At 65.5% G+C, this 14,592-nt stretch carries 15 protein-coding genes; 4 read left to right on the forward strand and 11 right to left on the reverse strand.

The window, feature by feature from the left end; all coding sequences use genetic code 11:
• Positions 1-87 precede the first annotated feature (87 nt).
• The 10 genes from dgoD to ACTJK6_RS16590 all read right to left on the reverse strand — a co-directional run bounded on the left by dgoD (position 88) and on the right by ACTJK6_RS16590 (position 10,405).
• Positions 88-1,236: a galactonate dehydratase gene (gene dgoD, locus ACTJK6_RS16545; protein WP_440839575.1), complete on the reverse strand. Its 1,149-nt coding sequence runs from the start codon at positions 1,234-1,236 to the stop codon at positions 88-90.
• A 20-nt stretch (positions 1,237-1,256) separates the two neighbouring features.
• Positions 1,257-1,883: a 2-dehydro-3-deoxy-6-phosphogalactonate aldolase gene (locus ACTJK6_RS16550; protein ID WP_414561078.1), complete on the reverse strand. Its 627-nt coding sequence runs from the start codon at positions 1,881-1,883 to the stop codon at positions 1,257-1,259.
• Entirely contained in the window at positions 1,880-2,689 is an 810-nt protein-coding gene (locus ACTJK6_RS16555) for an SDR family oxidoreductase (protein WP_440476170.1), read from the reverse strand. Before ACTJK6_RS16555 ends, ACTJK6_RS16550 begins: the two co-directional genes overlap by 4 nt.
• Entirely contained in the window at positions 2,686-3,570 is an 885-nt protein-coding gene (locus tag ACTJK6_RS16560) for an aldose 1-epimerase (protein ID WP_440839576.1), read from the reverse strand. Before ACTJK6_RS16560 ends, ACTJK6_RS16555 begins: the two co-directional genes overlap by 4 nt.
• Positions 3,551-4,465, reverse strand: coding sequence for an SMP-30/gluconolactonase/LRE family protein (locus ACTJK6_RS16565; RefSeq protein ID WP_440839577.1), 915 nt, complete (start codon positions 4,463-4,465; stop codon positions 3,551-3,553). The genes ACTJK6_RS16560 and ACTJK6_RS16565 overlap by 20 nt, the downstream gene beginning before the upstream one ends.
• 10 nt (positions 4,466-4,475) lie before the next feature.
• On the reverse strand, positions 4,476-5,423 hold the full coding sequence (gene araH / locus ACTJK6_RS16570; RefSeq protein ID WP_373407695.1) for an L-arabinose ABC transporter permease AraH: 948 nt from the start codon (positions 5,421-5,423) through the stop codon (positions 4,476-4,478).
• Between the two features lie 77 nt (positions 5,424-5,500).
• Positions 5,501-7,036: an L-arabinose ABC transporter ATP-binding protein AraG gene (gene araG / locus ACTJK6_RS16575; protein ID WP_440816887.1), complete on the reverse strand. Its 1,536-nt coding sequence runs from the start codon at positions 7,034-7,036 to the stop codon at positions 5,501-5,503.
• Between the two features lie 33 nt (positions 7,037-7,069).
• The gene (locus ACTJK6_RS16580; protein ID WP_392397748.1) at positions 7,070-8,074 is read right to left on the reverse strand and encodes an arabinose ABC transporter substrate-binding protein; all 1,005 of its coding nucleotides are present in this window, start codon (positions 8,072-8,074) and stop codon (positions 7,070-7,072) included.
• Between the two features lie 76 nt (positions 8,075-8,150).
• Positions 8,151-9,164, reverse strand: coding sequence for a 2-dehydro-3-deoxygalactonokinase (locus ACTJK6_RS16585; protein WP_232041006.1), 1,014 nt, complete (start codon positions 9,162-9,164; stop codon positions 8,151-8,153).
• Positions 9,165-9,340: 176 nt separating this feature from the next.
• On the reverse strand, positions 9,341-10,405 hold the full coding sequence (locus tag ACTJK6_RS16590) for a porin (RefSeq protein ID WP_260802169.1): 1,065 nt from the start codon (positions 10,403-10,405) through the stop codon (positions 9,341-9,343).
• A gap of 175 nt (positions 10,406-10,580) precedes the next feature.
• Between ACTJK6_RS16590 and gcvA the strand changes: the two genes are divergently transcribed.
• The 4 genes from gcvA to ACTJK6_RS16610 all read left to right on the forward strand — a co-directional run bounded on the left by gcvA (position 10,581) and on the right by ACTJK6_RS16610 (position 13,499).
• Positions 10,581-11,507 (forward strand): transcriptional regulator GcvA, encoded by a 927-nt coding sequence (gene gcvA, locus ACTJK6_RS16595; protein WP_316871796.1) that lies wholly within the window; start codon positions 10,581-10,583, stop codon positions 11,505-11,507.
• A gap of 77 nt (positions 11,508-11,584) precedes the next feature.
• The gene (locus ACTJK6_RS16600; protein ID WP_232041009.1) at positions 11,585-12,004 is read left to right on the forward strand and encodes a VOC family protein; all 420 of its coding nucleotides are present in this window, start codon (positions 11,585-11,587) and stop codon (positions 12,002-12,004) included.
• 64 nt (positions 12,005-12,068) lie between these two features.
• Positions 12,069-12,818, forward strand: coding sequence for a 16S rRNA (uracil(1498)-N(3))-methyltransferase (locus ACTJK6_RS16605; RefSeq protein ID WP_440076252.1), 750 nt, complete (start codon positions 12,069-12,071; stop codon positions 12,816-12,818).
• 81 nt (positions 12,819-12,899) lie between these two features.
• Positions 12,900-13,499, forward strand: coding sequence for a YidB family protein (locus tag ACTJK6_RS16610; protein WP_440839578.1), 600 nt, complete (start codon positions 12,900-12,902; stop codon positions 13,497-13,499).
• Positions 13,500-13,554: 55 nt separating this feature from the next.
• On the opposite strand, the gene ACTJK6_RS16615 is transcribed toward ACTJK6_RS16610, so the two are convergent.
• Positions 13,555-14,499, reverse strand: coding sequence for a LysR family transcriptional regulator (locus tag ACTJK6_RS16615; RefSeq protein ID WP_232041012.1), 945 nt, complete (start codon positions 14,497-14,499; stop codon positions 13,555-13,557).
• Positions 14,500-14,592: the final 93 nt, after the last annotated feature.

The following is a 14,592-nucleotide window of genomic DNA, read 5'->3' on the forward strand; positions in this document are numbered from 1 at the left end:
AAACCGCGATTTTACCAGACGGGGATGACCCGGCTGGGGTGATCGCGGTCAGTAAAACGTGCTACGACGTCCCCTCCCCCGCCCGGCTTACCACTCCGCGACGGAACCGTCGGCGTGGCGCCACACCGGGTTGCGCCAGTCGGGTGCTTCCTTGCTGCGTTCGATGACCAGCGCCTCGTCGATGTCCACACCCAGGCCGGGCAGGCGCGGCGGGCGGATATACCCGCCTTCCAGGGCGAAATCGGCCTTGTTTCGCACGTAATCGAGCAGTTCGGCGCCCTTGTTGTAGTGGATGCCCATGCTCTGTTCCTGCAACGTGGCGTTCCAGCTGACGAAATCCACGTGCAGGCACGCCGCCAGCGCGATCGGGCCAAGCGGGCAATGCGGCGCCAACGCCACATCGTAAGCCTCGGCCATGGCGGCGATCTTCACGCATTCGGTAATGCCGCCGGCGTGAGACAGGTCCGGCTGCAAGATCGACACCCCGCCCGCCTCCAGCACCCGCTTGAAGTCGAAGCGCGAGAACATGCGCTCGCCGGCAGCGATCGGCAGATGGGTGTGCGCGGCCAGGCGGGCATAGGTTTCGGCCTGCTCGGCTAGAACGGGCTCTTCGATAAAGAGCGGGCGATACGGCTCCAGCTCCTTGATGAGCACCTTGGCCATCGGCGCAGACACGCGGCCGTGAAAATCCAGCCCGAATTCGACGGTGTTGCCGAACGCCGAGCGGATCTCCGCAACCTTGGCGACCGCCGCATCCACCGCGCGGGACGTGTCGATGATGCCCATCTCCTCGCAGCCGTTGAGCTTGAAGTGGTCGAAGCCACCGGCCTGCAGCGCCTTCATGCCGGCAATCACGTCGGCCGGGCGATCACCGCCGACCCAGCTGTAGGTGCGCATCTTGTCGCGCACGAGGCCGCCGAGCAGTTCGTACACCGGCACACCCAGCACCTTGCCCTTGATGTCCCACAGCGCCTGATCAATGCCAGCGATGGCGCTCATCAGAATCGGGCCGCCGCGGTAGAAGCCGGCGCGATACATGGTCTGCCAGAGGTCGTTGATGCGGTTCGGGTCTTGGCCGATAAGGTAGTCGGACAGCTCGTGCACCGCCGCTTCCACCGTGCGCGCACGGCCTTCGATGACGGGTTCGCCCCAGCCGGTGATGCCTTCGTCGGTCTCGACTTTCAGGAACATCCAGCGCGGAGGCAGGCGGTACGTGGTCAGGCGGGTGATTTTCATGGATCGAATCGATGGTGCGTTCAGGTGCGGACAAATTGAGCGGCGCGGTAGGCGGCGACAAAGGCGCGCGCGCGTTCGGCGGTGCGCTCGACGGGCTGGCCCGGGCGATAGAGGTCGCTGCCGAGACCTGCACCGATGCAGCCGGCGGCAAGGTAATCGGCAAGGTTCTCGGGCGTGATGCCACCGACGGCAAATACCGGCACGTCAGCGGGCAGCACGGCCTTGAGCGCGCGGACATAACCGGTCCCGAGATTGCCGGCCGGGAAGATCTTCAGCGCCTGCGCGCCTGCGTCCAGCGCGGCAAAAGCTTCGGTGGCGGTCATGCAGCCGATGCAGGTGACGAGGCCGGCGTGGACGGCAGCACGAATCACCGGCGTATGCGTGTTGGGCGTGACGACCAGCTTGCCGCCCGCCGCGACCATCAGGTCAACGTCTTCGGGGCGCAGCACGGTGCCCGCGCCGATCAGCGCGCGGTCGCCAAAGGCACGCGCGGCAAGCTGCACGCTCTGCGCCCAGTCGGGCGAGTTCAGCGGAATCTCGATGGCATCGAAGCCGGCATCGACGAGCGCCTGCGTATGCGCGAGCACCTCGTCAGGGCGGATGCCGCGCAGGATGGCGATCAGCGGAAGGTGGGTTGTCCAGGTCATTCGTGATAGAGCTGCGAGCGCCCGCCATCGATGAGGATGTCGGTCGCGTTGATGAAGCGCGCCTCGTCGGACGCGAGGAACAGCGCGGTGTAGGCCACCTCTTCGGGCTCGCCGATGCGCTTGCACGGCAGCAGTTCGGCCTGGCGGCGGCGTTCGGCTTCGGGGTCGGGTGCGGCGGCAAAGCCGGCCTCGGCAATGGGCGTGAGGATCAGCCCCGGCGAAATCGAATTCACGCGGATACCGCGCGCCGCATATTCGATACCCAGCGCACGCGTGAGCCCGATCAGCCCATGCTTGGCCACCGGATACGGAAACGCGCCAGGAATGATCTTGTGCCCATGCACGGACGCGATGTTGACGATGCTGCCCGCCCCGCGCGCCAGCATGTGCGGCAGCACGGCGCGCGCGCAGTGCCACGCGCCTTCCAGATCGACGGACAGGCAACGCGCCCAGTCGTCCTCGCTCAACTTGAGCGGATCGGAAAATACGTTGATGCCGGCGTTGTTGACCAGCACGTCGATCCCGCCAAAGCGTTCGACGCCAGCAGCGACCATCGCGTCGATCTGGGCGCGATCGCGCACGTCGGCTTGCACGAGGAGGATGTTGTCTTCGTTGCCAACGCTGTTGCCAATTTCGGCGGCGAAGGCTTCAGCACGTTCGTCACGCACCAGCGTGTTGACGATCACGCATGCGCCGTGCTGCGCGAAGAGCTTGGCAATCGCGCCGCCAATGCCTTGCGTGGCGCCCGTCACCAGAGCGACCTTGCCGGCAAGACGCGGCGGAAAAGACACGGAAGAAGCAGTCATGCGTCGGGACGATTCACGGTGAATTGATAGCTGCGCTGCAGGCTCTGGCCCGTGTCGAGAACGGTCAGCCCGTGGTCTTGCGGGAGGCCCGGCAGGTTGTGCGCATTGATGGCGTGGTCGACCGGCTCGAAGCAAAAGAAGTCGTACTCGGCCGGGGTGTACAGCACATAGCGCGACGTGTCGGCGGCAATCTGCACGGACATGCGGCGGCTGGGCCAGACGATCTCGGCGTGGCCATCCCAGCCTTCAAAGCTGTGATTGATGGCGGCACGGGCTTCCAGCATCCGCAGCTTGCAAAAATCTGCGTCCGCAGATGGCGCCTGCAGATCGGTCGGCAGATGGTCCGGTCCGGATTGCCACATCGCGGTTGCGCACGCGAGCAACCGAACATCGGGCGTGCGCGGAAAGAACGGATGCACGCCCAGCCCGAATGGCAGCGGTGCGCCTTCGTTGCATACCGTCAGCGCGATGTCCAGCGTGTTGCCCGCGAGCGTGTAGCGCTGCATCGCCTGATAGCGGAACGGGCGGCCGTGGTCGACCGTTGCGGCGAGTTCGACCGACGTGTCTGTTTGAGAGACTGCGTGCCACGGCATCAGCCAGCCGTGTCCATGCAGCGGATACGGCTCGTCATCACGCGTGGGCGGCACTTCGATGGTCTGCCCTTGGAACGAGAAGCGCCCGCCGCCGATGCGGTTGGACCACGGCACCAGCGGATAGCAGGCGAGCGTTCTCGGATCGCGCAGTGCGGCGTCTGCCTCGCCCGGCCGGAAGATGGGCACAACATTGCCATCGCGCAGCAAATCAAAGCGCAGCAACCCGCCGCCCGCCTCGGGCAGCACCTCGGCGCGTAGCACGCCGTTTTCAAGCCGCAACGTAGGCATGGCCGAACCGGCCCTCCGGCAATCCGCGTACGTTGGGTACGGCAAGCTGCAGCGTCGCGCCAGCGTTGACGTCTTCTGCCAGGCGGTGCGCCGACAGACCGTCGCGCGCTGTCGTCAGATACAGCGTGCCGAGCGCCTCGCCGCCAAAGGCGGGGCATGTGGGCTGCGATGCCGGCACGGACACGCGCGCCAGCACGCGCCCGTCCGCTGCGTAGCGCGTCAGGCGGTTGCCGCCCCACTCGGCGTTCCAGAGGCAGCCGTCTGCGTCGACGGTGGAGCCATCGGGCGAGCCCTTGTGGGCCCCCTCGGCATCCTGGTCACGCAGATCGGCGAAGACACGAATATTGGCGACTGCGCCGGTCTGCCCGTCGTAATCGCACGCGTGGATACGGCGGCTGTGCGTATCGCACCAATACATGGTCCCACCGTCGGGGCTGAAGGCGATGCTGTTTGCAACGGCGACGTGCGGCAGCACAAGGCGTTGCAGCGTGCCCATCGGCGTGAAGCGATAGAAGCTGCCGGTGGGTTCCGGGCCGCCTTCGTGCATGGTGCCGAAGACGTAGTTGCCGGAACGATCCGCGCGGCCGTCGTTGACGCGCGTGGTCGGGTTCTCGGGCTCGACGTCGGCCAGCAGCGTCAGCGTGCCGGTGCGCGTGTCAAAGCGGGCGATGTTCTTGGCAAGGCCGAGGATCAGCACACCGGGTTCGTCCGTCAGCACGAAAGAGCCCACGCGTTGCGGCAGCGGCCATTGGCGCTCCTGCCCCGTCGCCGGATCGTGCTGCCACAGCAGCGATTCCTGGATGTCGGTCCACCAGAGCACACGCAGGGCGTCGTCCCAGACGATGCCTTCGCCCAGCGTGCAGCGCAGATCGGAAAGCGTGGTTGCGGTTGTCATCTGCACCGCCTCACTCACGGCCGCCGCGGTTCTTCAACTGGTCGACCAACACCGCCGCCAGCAGAATCGCGCCGCGCACGAGGTACTGGTAGAACGCGTCGATGTTCAGCAGGTTCATCGCGTTCTGCACGGTGCCCATGATGAGCACGCCGACCAGCACCCCGCTGATGGTGGCGCGGCCGCCCAGCAGCGACACGCCGCCCAGCACACAGGCCGAGATCACGTTCAGCTCAAAGCCTTGCGCCGCATTCGGCTGGCCGCTGGTGATGCGCGCCGCCAGAATCACGCCCGCCAGCGCCGCAATCACGCCCTGGATCAGGAAGATGACGATGCGCGTCATGTTGACATTCACGCCGGCCAGCCGCGCGGCTTCCGGGTTGCCGCCAATCGCCAGCGTATTGCGGCCGTAGATCGTCTTATTGAGCAGCACGCCAAACACCACGAAGCACAGCCCCGCCACCCACACCGGGGTCGGCACGCCAAAGACGATGGTGTTGCCCAGGTCGAAGAAATCCATATCGGACACGCCGACCGCCTGGCCATGCGAGGCAATGAAGGCGAGGCCGCGCACGATTTCCATCGTGGCCAGCGTGGTGATCAGTGCGTTGATTCTCAGCTTGGCGATCACGAAACCGTTGACGCCACCAATGATCGCGCCCGCCACCAGGCTCCCACCGATGCCAAGGGCGATGCTGCCGGTGGCGTTGATGATCATGGCGCACAGCACGCCGGCAAACGCCACCGTGGAGCCGATCGACAGATCGAAATCACGCGACGCCAGACAGAACATCATTGTGCAGGCGACCATGCCGATCTGCGAGACGGACAACGCAAGGCCGACCATGTTCTGCCACGAGAAGAAGTACTCGACCGAGAACGACAGCGCGGCAAACAGAATGGCGAAGATCAGCGGGAGGCTGAAATCGTCCAGCAGGCGAAGCAGGCGCGTCTTGTTCATGGCAGAGCGTGCCGATGCGGCGAGCGCATCGGAATGTTGCAGGGGTTGAGACTGGGACATCTTGGACTCCGGGGTTCTCAGGCAGCCAGCGGCGGCATGGGTGCAGATGGCAGCGGCGCAGATTCAGGTCGCAGCGCGAGCTTGAGCACGGCCTGCTCGTTGGCCTGCTCGCGCGGCAGTTCGCCGGCGATGCGGCCTTCGCTCATCACGAGCACGCGGTCGGCCACACCGAGGATTTCCGGCAGCTCGCTGGAAATCATCAGCACGGCCACGCCGCGTTCGGCCAGCTCGTACAGCACCTGGTAGATCTCGTTCTTGGCACCGACGTCGATACCGCGCGTGGGCTCATCGATGATCAGCACGCGCATGTCGTCTTCGGCGAGCCAGCGCGCCAGGATGGCCTTCTGCTGGTTGCCGCCCGACAGCAGGCGAATCGGCTGTTCGCGGTTGGGCGTCTTGATGCGCAGCCGGTTGATGTAGTGATCAGCCGTCTTCGCTTCCTGGCGGTCATTGACGAACAGGCCGAAGCGGCGCTGGTTGCGCCGGCAGCTGATGTTGATGTTTTCTGACACCGAGCGGCAGCCAATGATGCCTTCTTCCTTACGGTCTTCCGGGCACAGGACAATGCCCTGGCGGATGGCGTCAGCCACATCCCGGATGCGGATCGGCGCGCCATCGAGCGTGATGCTGCCCGCCGTCTTGCGATCGGCTCCATAAATCAATCGCGCCAGTTCCGAGCGCCCCGCACCCACCAGCCCGAACAGGCCGACGATCTCGCCGCGGCGTACGGACAGGCTTGCCGGCTCGGCCAGCTTCGGGCCCATCAGGCCATCTACCTGTAGGCGCACGTCGCCGAGCGGGCGCGCGCGGTAATCGAAGATGTCGTCGATCTGGCGGCCGACCATCTGTGCCACCAGCTCGTCGCGCGTGACGTTGGCCATCGCCGGAAAATCGGCCACCTTGCGGCCGTCACGAAAGATCGTGCAGCCATCGCACAGCTCGAAAATCTCATCGAGCCGGTGCGAGATGTAGATCAGGGCCCGGCCCTGCGCGCGCAGGTCTTTTACGAGACGGAACAGGATGTCGGTCTCGCGGATCGACAGCGAACTTGTCGGCTCATCCAGCGCAATCACGCGCGCGTCGCGCAGGATCGCCTTGCAGATTTCGACCATCTGGCGCTGCCCGATCGACAGGTGTTTCAGCTTGGCGCGCGGGTCCAGATCGACGCCGATGCGGCCGAGCTGCTCGCGCGTCCAGGCCATCGCCTCGCGCTGCCGGATGAACCCGCCGCTGGCCGGCAGGTGGCCGAGCAGCAGGTTATCCATCACCGTCAGCTCGGGCACCGTCTGCAGTTCCTGGTGGATGACGGCAATGCCGGCATCCAGCGCCGCCCGCGTGGTCGGGAACGTCGTCGGCTTTCCCTCGACGAGGATCTGGCCGCCATCGGGCTGATAGTCGCCGCCCAGGATCTTCAACAGCGTCGACTTGCCCGCGCCGTTCTCGCCCAGCAAGCCGTGCACGCGACCGCATTCGATGCCGAACGACACATCGGACAGCGCCCGCACACCCGGGAACACCTTGCTGATGCCACGAAACTCAAGAAACGCCGACATGGCAAGTCTCCTTCAACAACGTCATCCGCAAAATCACAAACCCATCTCTTGGCGGACGGCCTTTTCGTTGTCGCGCGTCATCAGGCGGCCGCTGGTCAGGATGAGCGGGTCCGGCGCCTTGTTGTTCTTGATCCACTCGTACATGTTGACCGAGGTTTCGTAGCCGTGACGCTTCGGGCTGATCAGCACGGTACCGAAGAAGCCGGTCTTCTCGGGCTTGGCGAACTCGTTGAGCGCCGACTGGCTGCCGCCAATGCCAACCCCGATGATGTCCGCCGGCTTCACGCCGTGGCCTTCCGCTGCACGCACGGCGCCGAGCACGGCTTCGTCATTCAGGCCGAACGCAATCCAGTGCTTGAACTTCGGGTTCTTGGTCAGGGTGATGTTGGCGGCGTTGAACGCGGCTTCGGTATCCGTCTTGGCCTGCGGGCTGGTGAGCACGTTGGCAGCCGGGAAGCCCGCCTTGGTGAGCGCGGCGACGGCGCCGTCGGTGCGCTCCTTGGCGGTCGGCAACTGGTCATAGGCGATGCGGATGGCACCGACTTCCGACAGATTCCAGCCGCGCTTCTTCATTTCCTGCGCGATGGCATCGCCCACCTGTTCGCCGATCTTCGTGGCCGAGATGCCCATGTGCGGCACCGACTCGATCGGCTTGCCCGCGCCGTCAACCAGGCGGTCATCCACCGTCATCAGCTTGAGGTTGTTCTGCTTAGCCTTGGCCACGACCGCCGGCCCCAGCTTCACGTCGGGCACGCAGATCACGAAACCCTGCGCATGCTGCGCGCCAAGGTTGTCGATGGCGGTCAGCACTTCGCCGCCGCTAGGCACGCCGATCTTCACCAGCTTGAAGCCCTTCTCCTTGGCAGCCTGGTCTGCGAACTTCCATTCGTCCTGGAACCACGGCTCTTCGGGCTGCTTGACCAGGAAGCCGATCTTCACTTCGTCGGCTGCATGGGCAAACACCGAAAGGCCGCCGGCCATGGCAAACAGCGTGGCGGCCGCAATGGCCTTGAATGTCCCGCGTCGTTGTTGTTGCATGTTGTCTCCTTGCGATGCCGTCTTTGCGGCATCTGTTCTGCGTTGGATGAAAGATGGAATGGCGTGCGCGCCCGGCTTACGCCACCTTCAAGGTTTTGACCAGGCCGCGCTCGCGTGCGATGGCGATCGCGCCGCTGCCGGCCAGGTGTTCCTGCTGTTCACTGCTGGTGACGGTGACCTTGCCCGAGAAGAAATCGTCGTCCGACACCAGCACGGCCAGCGCTTCGCGCAGCAGCGGCTTGCCCGTGATGACGAACTGCGTGCCCGGATTCATGCGGATCGCGCTGCTGTTCTTGAGCGTGAGCAGATCCGCGCCCAGCACCGCGCCCAGCAGGAAGTTGGCCCGCGCATTGCGCTCGTAGATCGTGAACTGGCCCAGCGTGCGCACCATGAAGCAGGCGCGCCCCAGTCCGATGCTGCTGGCGCTACGCGCGCCGGACAGCAGCATTTCCGGATCGACCTCGGTAGCAAAGTCGGAGTCGAGCGCGTCAGCCAGGATGGTGTTGTGCGTGATCACATGCAGCAGCTCGCCCGCCAGCGTCGTGACACAGCCGGTGATGCGCTGGTCAGCATCCAGATGCACAAACTTCGAGTGCGAGCCCGGCAGCACGATCACCGCAGGTTCCGTGATGCCGAGGCGCGAGACCAAACCCATCGTCTCGACTTCTTCGCCGCGCATCATGTCCATCGACTCGATGTTGTGCAGGCCGAGGTTGTCTACCGGATTGCGCACGCCCGGCACAAACCAGATCGGCTGGGGGCACACCTCCGGGATGGTCGCCTGCACCATCCCCGCCGCCAGGTCGCGCAGGCCGGCCGGTGCCACCAGGTGCGGTACTTCGTGCAGGCCGACGTTGGAGGTGATCATGCCGGACGCCAGCACCAAGTCGACCTGGCTCATGCCGAAACCGGCCTTCTGCAGCGCAGCTTCGATGGTGTCCTGCACGCCGCGCTGCAGCGTCGTCCGGTTGCCGGTGATGGCGGTGTCGCGCACGCCAACCTGGCGCGCAGCCTGGCAGAGCGCAACGTCATCGCGCCAGACCGTGACGCGTGTGTTGGTGGTACCGGTATCGATGGTGAGGATGTTCATGCGTGGCATTGCTTGGTGTGACGTGGGACGGAGCCCGGGGTTAAAACCCTTTCATGATCCGCGGCGAGCGGCCCGAGGTTGACTTGGAAAACGCCGCCACCCATGAAGACCTCGTTGGGAAGCGGCAACGTCGCACAGTCGAGTTCGGGGCGCGCAACAGGATCATGAGCGGTTTTTTAGAACGAGTGAACGATACCGGTGTAAGCACCCAGCTGGTTCTTGCCCGGGGCCGGGTTGTTGTTGGTCGCCTCCACCGAGAAGTTGGCGGTGGCGCTGTTCTGCACCGTGCCCACGCTCGCGTACAGCATCGTGCGCTTGGACAGGTTGTAGTTCGCGCCGGCCATGAACAGGTTGGCGTTGCCGCCGCCGTGGTTCACGTTGACACGGTAGGCCGCGCCGATCAGCGTCAGCGCCGGCGTGACTTCGTAGTTGATGCCCAGCCAGTAGTGGTTGGCCTTGGTCGGGGCGCCCGCCGCGGCATCCGGCGCCGACAGGTTTTCATACGCCGCAAACAGCTTGGCCTTGCCGATGGTGTACGTGCCGCCGATCGTCGCTTCCTTCGAGAAATTGAAGATGTCGCTGAACTTGCCGTTGCCGTCGCGGATCACGTCGTAGATCGCGCGCACTTCCAGCGGGCCCGTCTTGTAGACGGCCGATACGCCATCGCGGCGGCTGTTGGTGAAGGAGCCGGGCTGCTCGCCCAGACCGGTCTGCAGGCCGATCTGGAAGCCGCCCCAGGTCGGGCTCTGGTATTCGACGACGTTGTTGGCGCCCGGCCAGTTGCGCCCGCGCACCAGCGTGGCCGAGCCGATGAACTGCTGGCCGGTCGGGTCGAGGAACCAGACGTCGTTGCTGATGAAGAGGTTCTTGCCGGCCGTCAACGTGCCCCAGGTCGGGCTCGACAGGCCGACGTACGAACGGCGGTTGAAGAGCGCGTCGCCGTTGGTCCGGCCCTGGGCCGCACCAAAACCGGACTCGAGCCGGAAGAGCGCCTGCAGGCCACCGCCCAGATCTTCCTTGCCCATGAACCCGAACATGCTGGTTCCCCACTGGTTGTCGGCGGCGCGCCAGAGGCTGCCGCCCGGCGAGGTCGCGGTGGGGGCGACGTTGTTCTGGTAGTCGATGCCGCTGGCGACGCGGCCGTACAGCGTGACGTTGGTTTGTGCAAGGGCGGGAGCGGTCCAGCCAGCGAGCGCAAGGCCGCACGCCAGCATCCCGCGAACAGCGGTGGTTCGATTCATGACGTCTCCTGAAATGTTTTTGTAGGCGGGGTCCGGTGCGGCGCGCGGTTTGAGATCGCTGGAGGCACACACCAAGCATCGACACCGTCCCCAGGCGCATTTGTAGTCGGGGCGGCCTTAACGTGGCAAACTACAAATTCTTCGTTGGACGTTAAATTTTTCTTAACGAGAACGCATGCCCCGCCGCCTCCCTCCCCTTAATGCATTGCGCGTCTTTGAAGTCGCGGGCCGCCACTTGAGTTTCAGCCGGGCTGCGGACGAGCTTTGCGTGACCAACGCTGCTGTCAGCCACCAGATCAAGCAACTCGAAGATCATCTGGGCAAAAAGCTCTTTGCGCGCCGCAACAACCAGCTCACGCTGACAGACGCGGGCGACAACTACCTGCCTCGCGTGCGCGACGCGCTGCGTGCGCTCGAACAAGCCACCGACCTGCTGATGGACACCGCCGACGCGCCGCTGCGCGTGGCCGTGCCGCCAACCTTCGGCGCCAAATGGCTCGTGCCCCGGCTATACCGATTCTTCAACCAGCATCCGCACGTGCGCGTCGAGGTCTCCACCGCCGACGTGCAAGACCACGGCCAGTTCGATCTGTGCATCGACGACCGGCAAGTCAACGCGCCCAACCTGCGCGTCGAGTGGTTCACCTCCACCGATTTCTTTCCCGTGTGCAATGCCACGCTGCAGGCGGCCATTCGCATGCCGCAGGACCTCGCCACGCAAACGCTGTTGCACGAGCGCGGCGGGCGCCATCTCGCGCACCATCCGACGTGGCGGCAATGGCTCGACGAGGTCGGTGTGCCCCACATCGATGCCACGCGCGGGCCGGCGTTTTCCGAAGCCCTGATGGCGCTGCAAGCCGCTATCGACGGCCAGGGCGTGGCGCTCGGCCAGGGCATCCTTGTCGAGTACGACATCGCTGCCGGACGCCTCATGCGACCGCTGGCGACCGAAGCGTCGCTGCGCCTGTCGTACTACCTGATCCATCCGCACCAGGCAGCAGAGCACCCGGGCTTTGCATTGTTCCGTCAATGGCTCGTCGATGAAGTTGCGCGTAGCGGCGGCCGCGCACGCAACCAGACCCCGGCAAGCGAGGTGTTTTGATTTCTTTTTGATTGTGGCGTGGCGGGCGCTCTACACTACTCGTCCCTGGTTGCATCGCGCCGAAGAAGGAGCCCGCCATGAGCTTCCCCCGCCCCGCCAACACCCCGTGGCTCGTCCCGTACCTGACCGTGCGCGACGCATCGGCCGCCATCGCGTTCTATCGCAATGCGTTCGGTTTCGGTGTGCAGGATGAGGTGCACGACCATGGCCGCCCGATCCACGTCGAGATGACCTACCAGGGCCAGCTCATGCTGATGTTTGCGCCTGAGGGCGTCTTCGGCTCCACCGCCAAAGCCCCGGCTGGTGCCGGCTTTGAATGCCCGCAGAGCTTCCACCTGTATTGCGACGACGTCGACACCGCGTACCAGAACGCGCTCGACCAGGGTGCCACGTCCATCATGGCGCCGCACGACGCCTTCTGGGGCGAGCGCTACGCCGCCGTGCGCGACCCCGACGGCTATCGCTGGGGCCTCGCCTGCCGGCCGGCGGCCGCCTGATCGCTTCATCTCGATCGCTCGATCGCTTGATCGCCTGACCCGATTCACCACAAGGATTGCCGTAATGGGGCTTCCCCGTTTTTTCGTCGATACGCCGCTCGCCCCCCACACCACCGTCACGCTGCCAGAGGCCGTCACGCGGCACATCCATGTGCTGCGGCTAGCCGTCGGCGATGACGTCTGCCTGTTCGATGGATCAGGCCACGAATTCCGTGCGCGGCTCGACGCCATCAACAAGCGCGATGCCACCGCCAGCCTTGCGGATGCCACACAGCCCGACACCGAGGCGCGCTACGCCATCACCCTCGCGCAAGGCATTGCCGGTGGGGACAAGATGGATTGGCTGATCGAGAAGGCCATCGAACTGGGCGTGAATGCGGTGGCTCCGCTGCAGACCGAGCGCGCCGTAGTGCGCCTCTCGGGCGAGCGTGCGGCCAAGCGCGTGCAGCACTGGCAGGCACTCGTGCAGGCGGCCTGCGAGCAATGCGGCCGAGCCCGCGTGCCAGCGGTCGCGCCGGTCGCCACACTGCGTGAATGGCTCGCCGCCGCCAAGTCGAGCGATGCGCCGCGCGTGCTGCTGTCGCCGCGTGGCACGCAATCGCTCACGCAGTGGGCGGTGCAGTCGCGCCCGCGCATCGAAGGCAATGGCATCGTCCTGCTGATCGGCCCCGAAGGCGGGCTCTCGCCGGACGAAGAAGCGCTTGCCGAGGCTGCCGGTTTCTTACCGCTGACACTCGGGCGACGTATTCTGAGAACGGAATCGGCGGCGCTTGTGGCCGTCTCCGCGCTGCACGCCGTGCTTGGCGAGTTTTAAGTTCTGACGACGAAACACTGACCGTTTGATCCCCCCGGCGGGCCCCTCCCCCTGCCCGCCATTGACCAAAGGAGCTTCATCATGGGTCTACTCGATTCGATTCTCGGCGGCGGCAATGACGCCGGCGGCGCGCAATCGTCATTGCTGGGCAACAAGAAGGTGCTGCTTGCCGTGGCCGTGCTGGCCTACCTGGCGATGAAGCACAAGTCGCAGGGCGCGGGCGATGCGGCCGCGCCGCAAGCGCAACAAGATGAAGGCGGCGGGCTGTTCGGTTCGCTGGGTGGCTTGCTGGGTGCGGCAGGCGGTGCTGGCGCGCTGGGCAGTCTGCTCGGCGGTGCGGGCGGAGCCGGTGGCCTTGGCGGCTTGCTCGGCGGTTTGCTGGGCGGCGGCAGCGGCAATGCGGATCAGGCAGCGGCGGGAGGCCTCGGGCCGCTGCAGCAAATCCTGGAACAAGCCGGTCTGGGCGAACAGGTCAAATCGTGGATCGGAAATGGCGAGAACCTGCCGGTGTCGGGCGAACAGATTACGCAGGCACTGAGCGGCACGGGCGCGCTGGAGGAGGTATCCAAACTGGCCGCCCACTTCGGCATCAACGAAGGCGACCTTGCGAACCAGCTTGCCGAAGGCCTGCCCGAGGCCGTCAATCACCTCACGCCGCAGGGCGCAGTGCCGGCGGCCTGAACGTCATCGCCGCACAGAAAGAAGCCCGCAATTGCGGGCTTTTTTGCGCCGGCAGTCAGCCCGCCCCGTAGGCCGTTCGGCCCGCATCGCGCAGCGCCTGCACCACATGCAGCGCTGCCGGAGACAACAGCCGGTCCGTCCGCGTGATGATGCCGAAGTCATCCATCTGGCACGGCATCGGCAACGGAAGAATCGCCAGCATCTGATACGTCGCGTAATACTGCGCGACGTCGGCGCCGATCACGGCCAGCATGTCGCTCTGCTCCAGGATGCGCGTCAGGAACAGCAGCGCGGAGGTTTCCACCACGCTTGTCGGCGCTGTCAGGCTCTCCCGCTGGAACATCAGATCGAACCGGTGACGCAGCACGCTGCCGATGGGCGGCACCACCCAGGTGGCCGGCTGCACGTCCGCGAGCGTCAGCGACGGTTCCGCCAACAGCGGATGCCCCGGCCGCGCCACAGCGACCACCGGCTCGTCGGCCAGCGGCTCGTAGCGCAGGTGCAGCTTGTCGTGCTCGGCAAACAGGCGGCCGACCACCAGGTCGAGTTTGTCTTGCGCCAGGCGTTCGAGCAGCACGTTGCTGCTTTCGATTTCCAGCGACACCCGCAGCCCGGGATGCTCGCGTGTGATCTGCGCCACCACCGGCGGCAACAGCCGCACGCCCGGCGACGTGATCGTCCCCACCGCCACGTGCCCCAGGTGGCCGGCCTTGAGCCCAAGCACTTCCTCTTGCGCCTGGTCCAGGCTGCCGACCACGGCGCGCGCGTGGCGGATCAGCGCATCGCCATAGCGCGTGGGACGCATGCCGCGCGGCATGCGCTCGAACAGCTGCACATCCAGCATGGCTTCCAGCTCGCGCAGCAGCTTGGAGGCGGCGGGCTGCGTCATGTTGAGCGCGGCGGCGGCCCGGTGGATGTTGCCCTCCTCGGCCAGGGCAATCAGCAGCAGCAGTTGTCGCGTCTTCAGGCGCGCACGGACATACCAGGGGCTGTTCGACATCGGGTCTTCCTCGGGATATCAAATCGGATATCGGTCACGACCAATATTTCATTGGAAGGATATCAGGGCGCTCCGTACACTCGGTCCGATCAA

This window comes from Ralstonia sp. 22086 (assembly GCF_052045975.1).
In the GTDB taxonomy this organism is placed as follows: Bacteria; Pseudomonadota; Gammaproteobacteria; order Burkholderiales; family Burkholderiaceae; genus Ralstonia; species Ralstonia wenshanensis.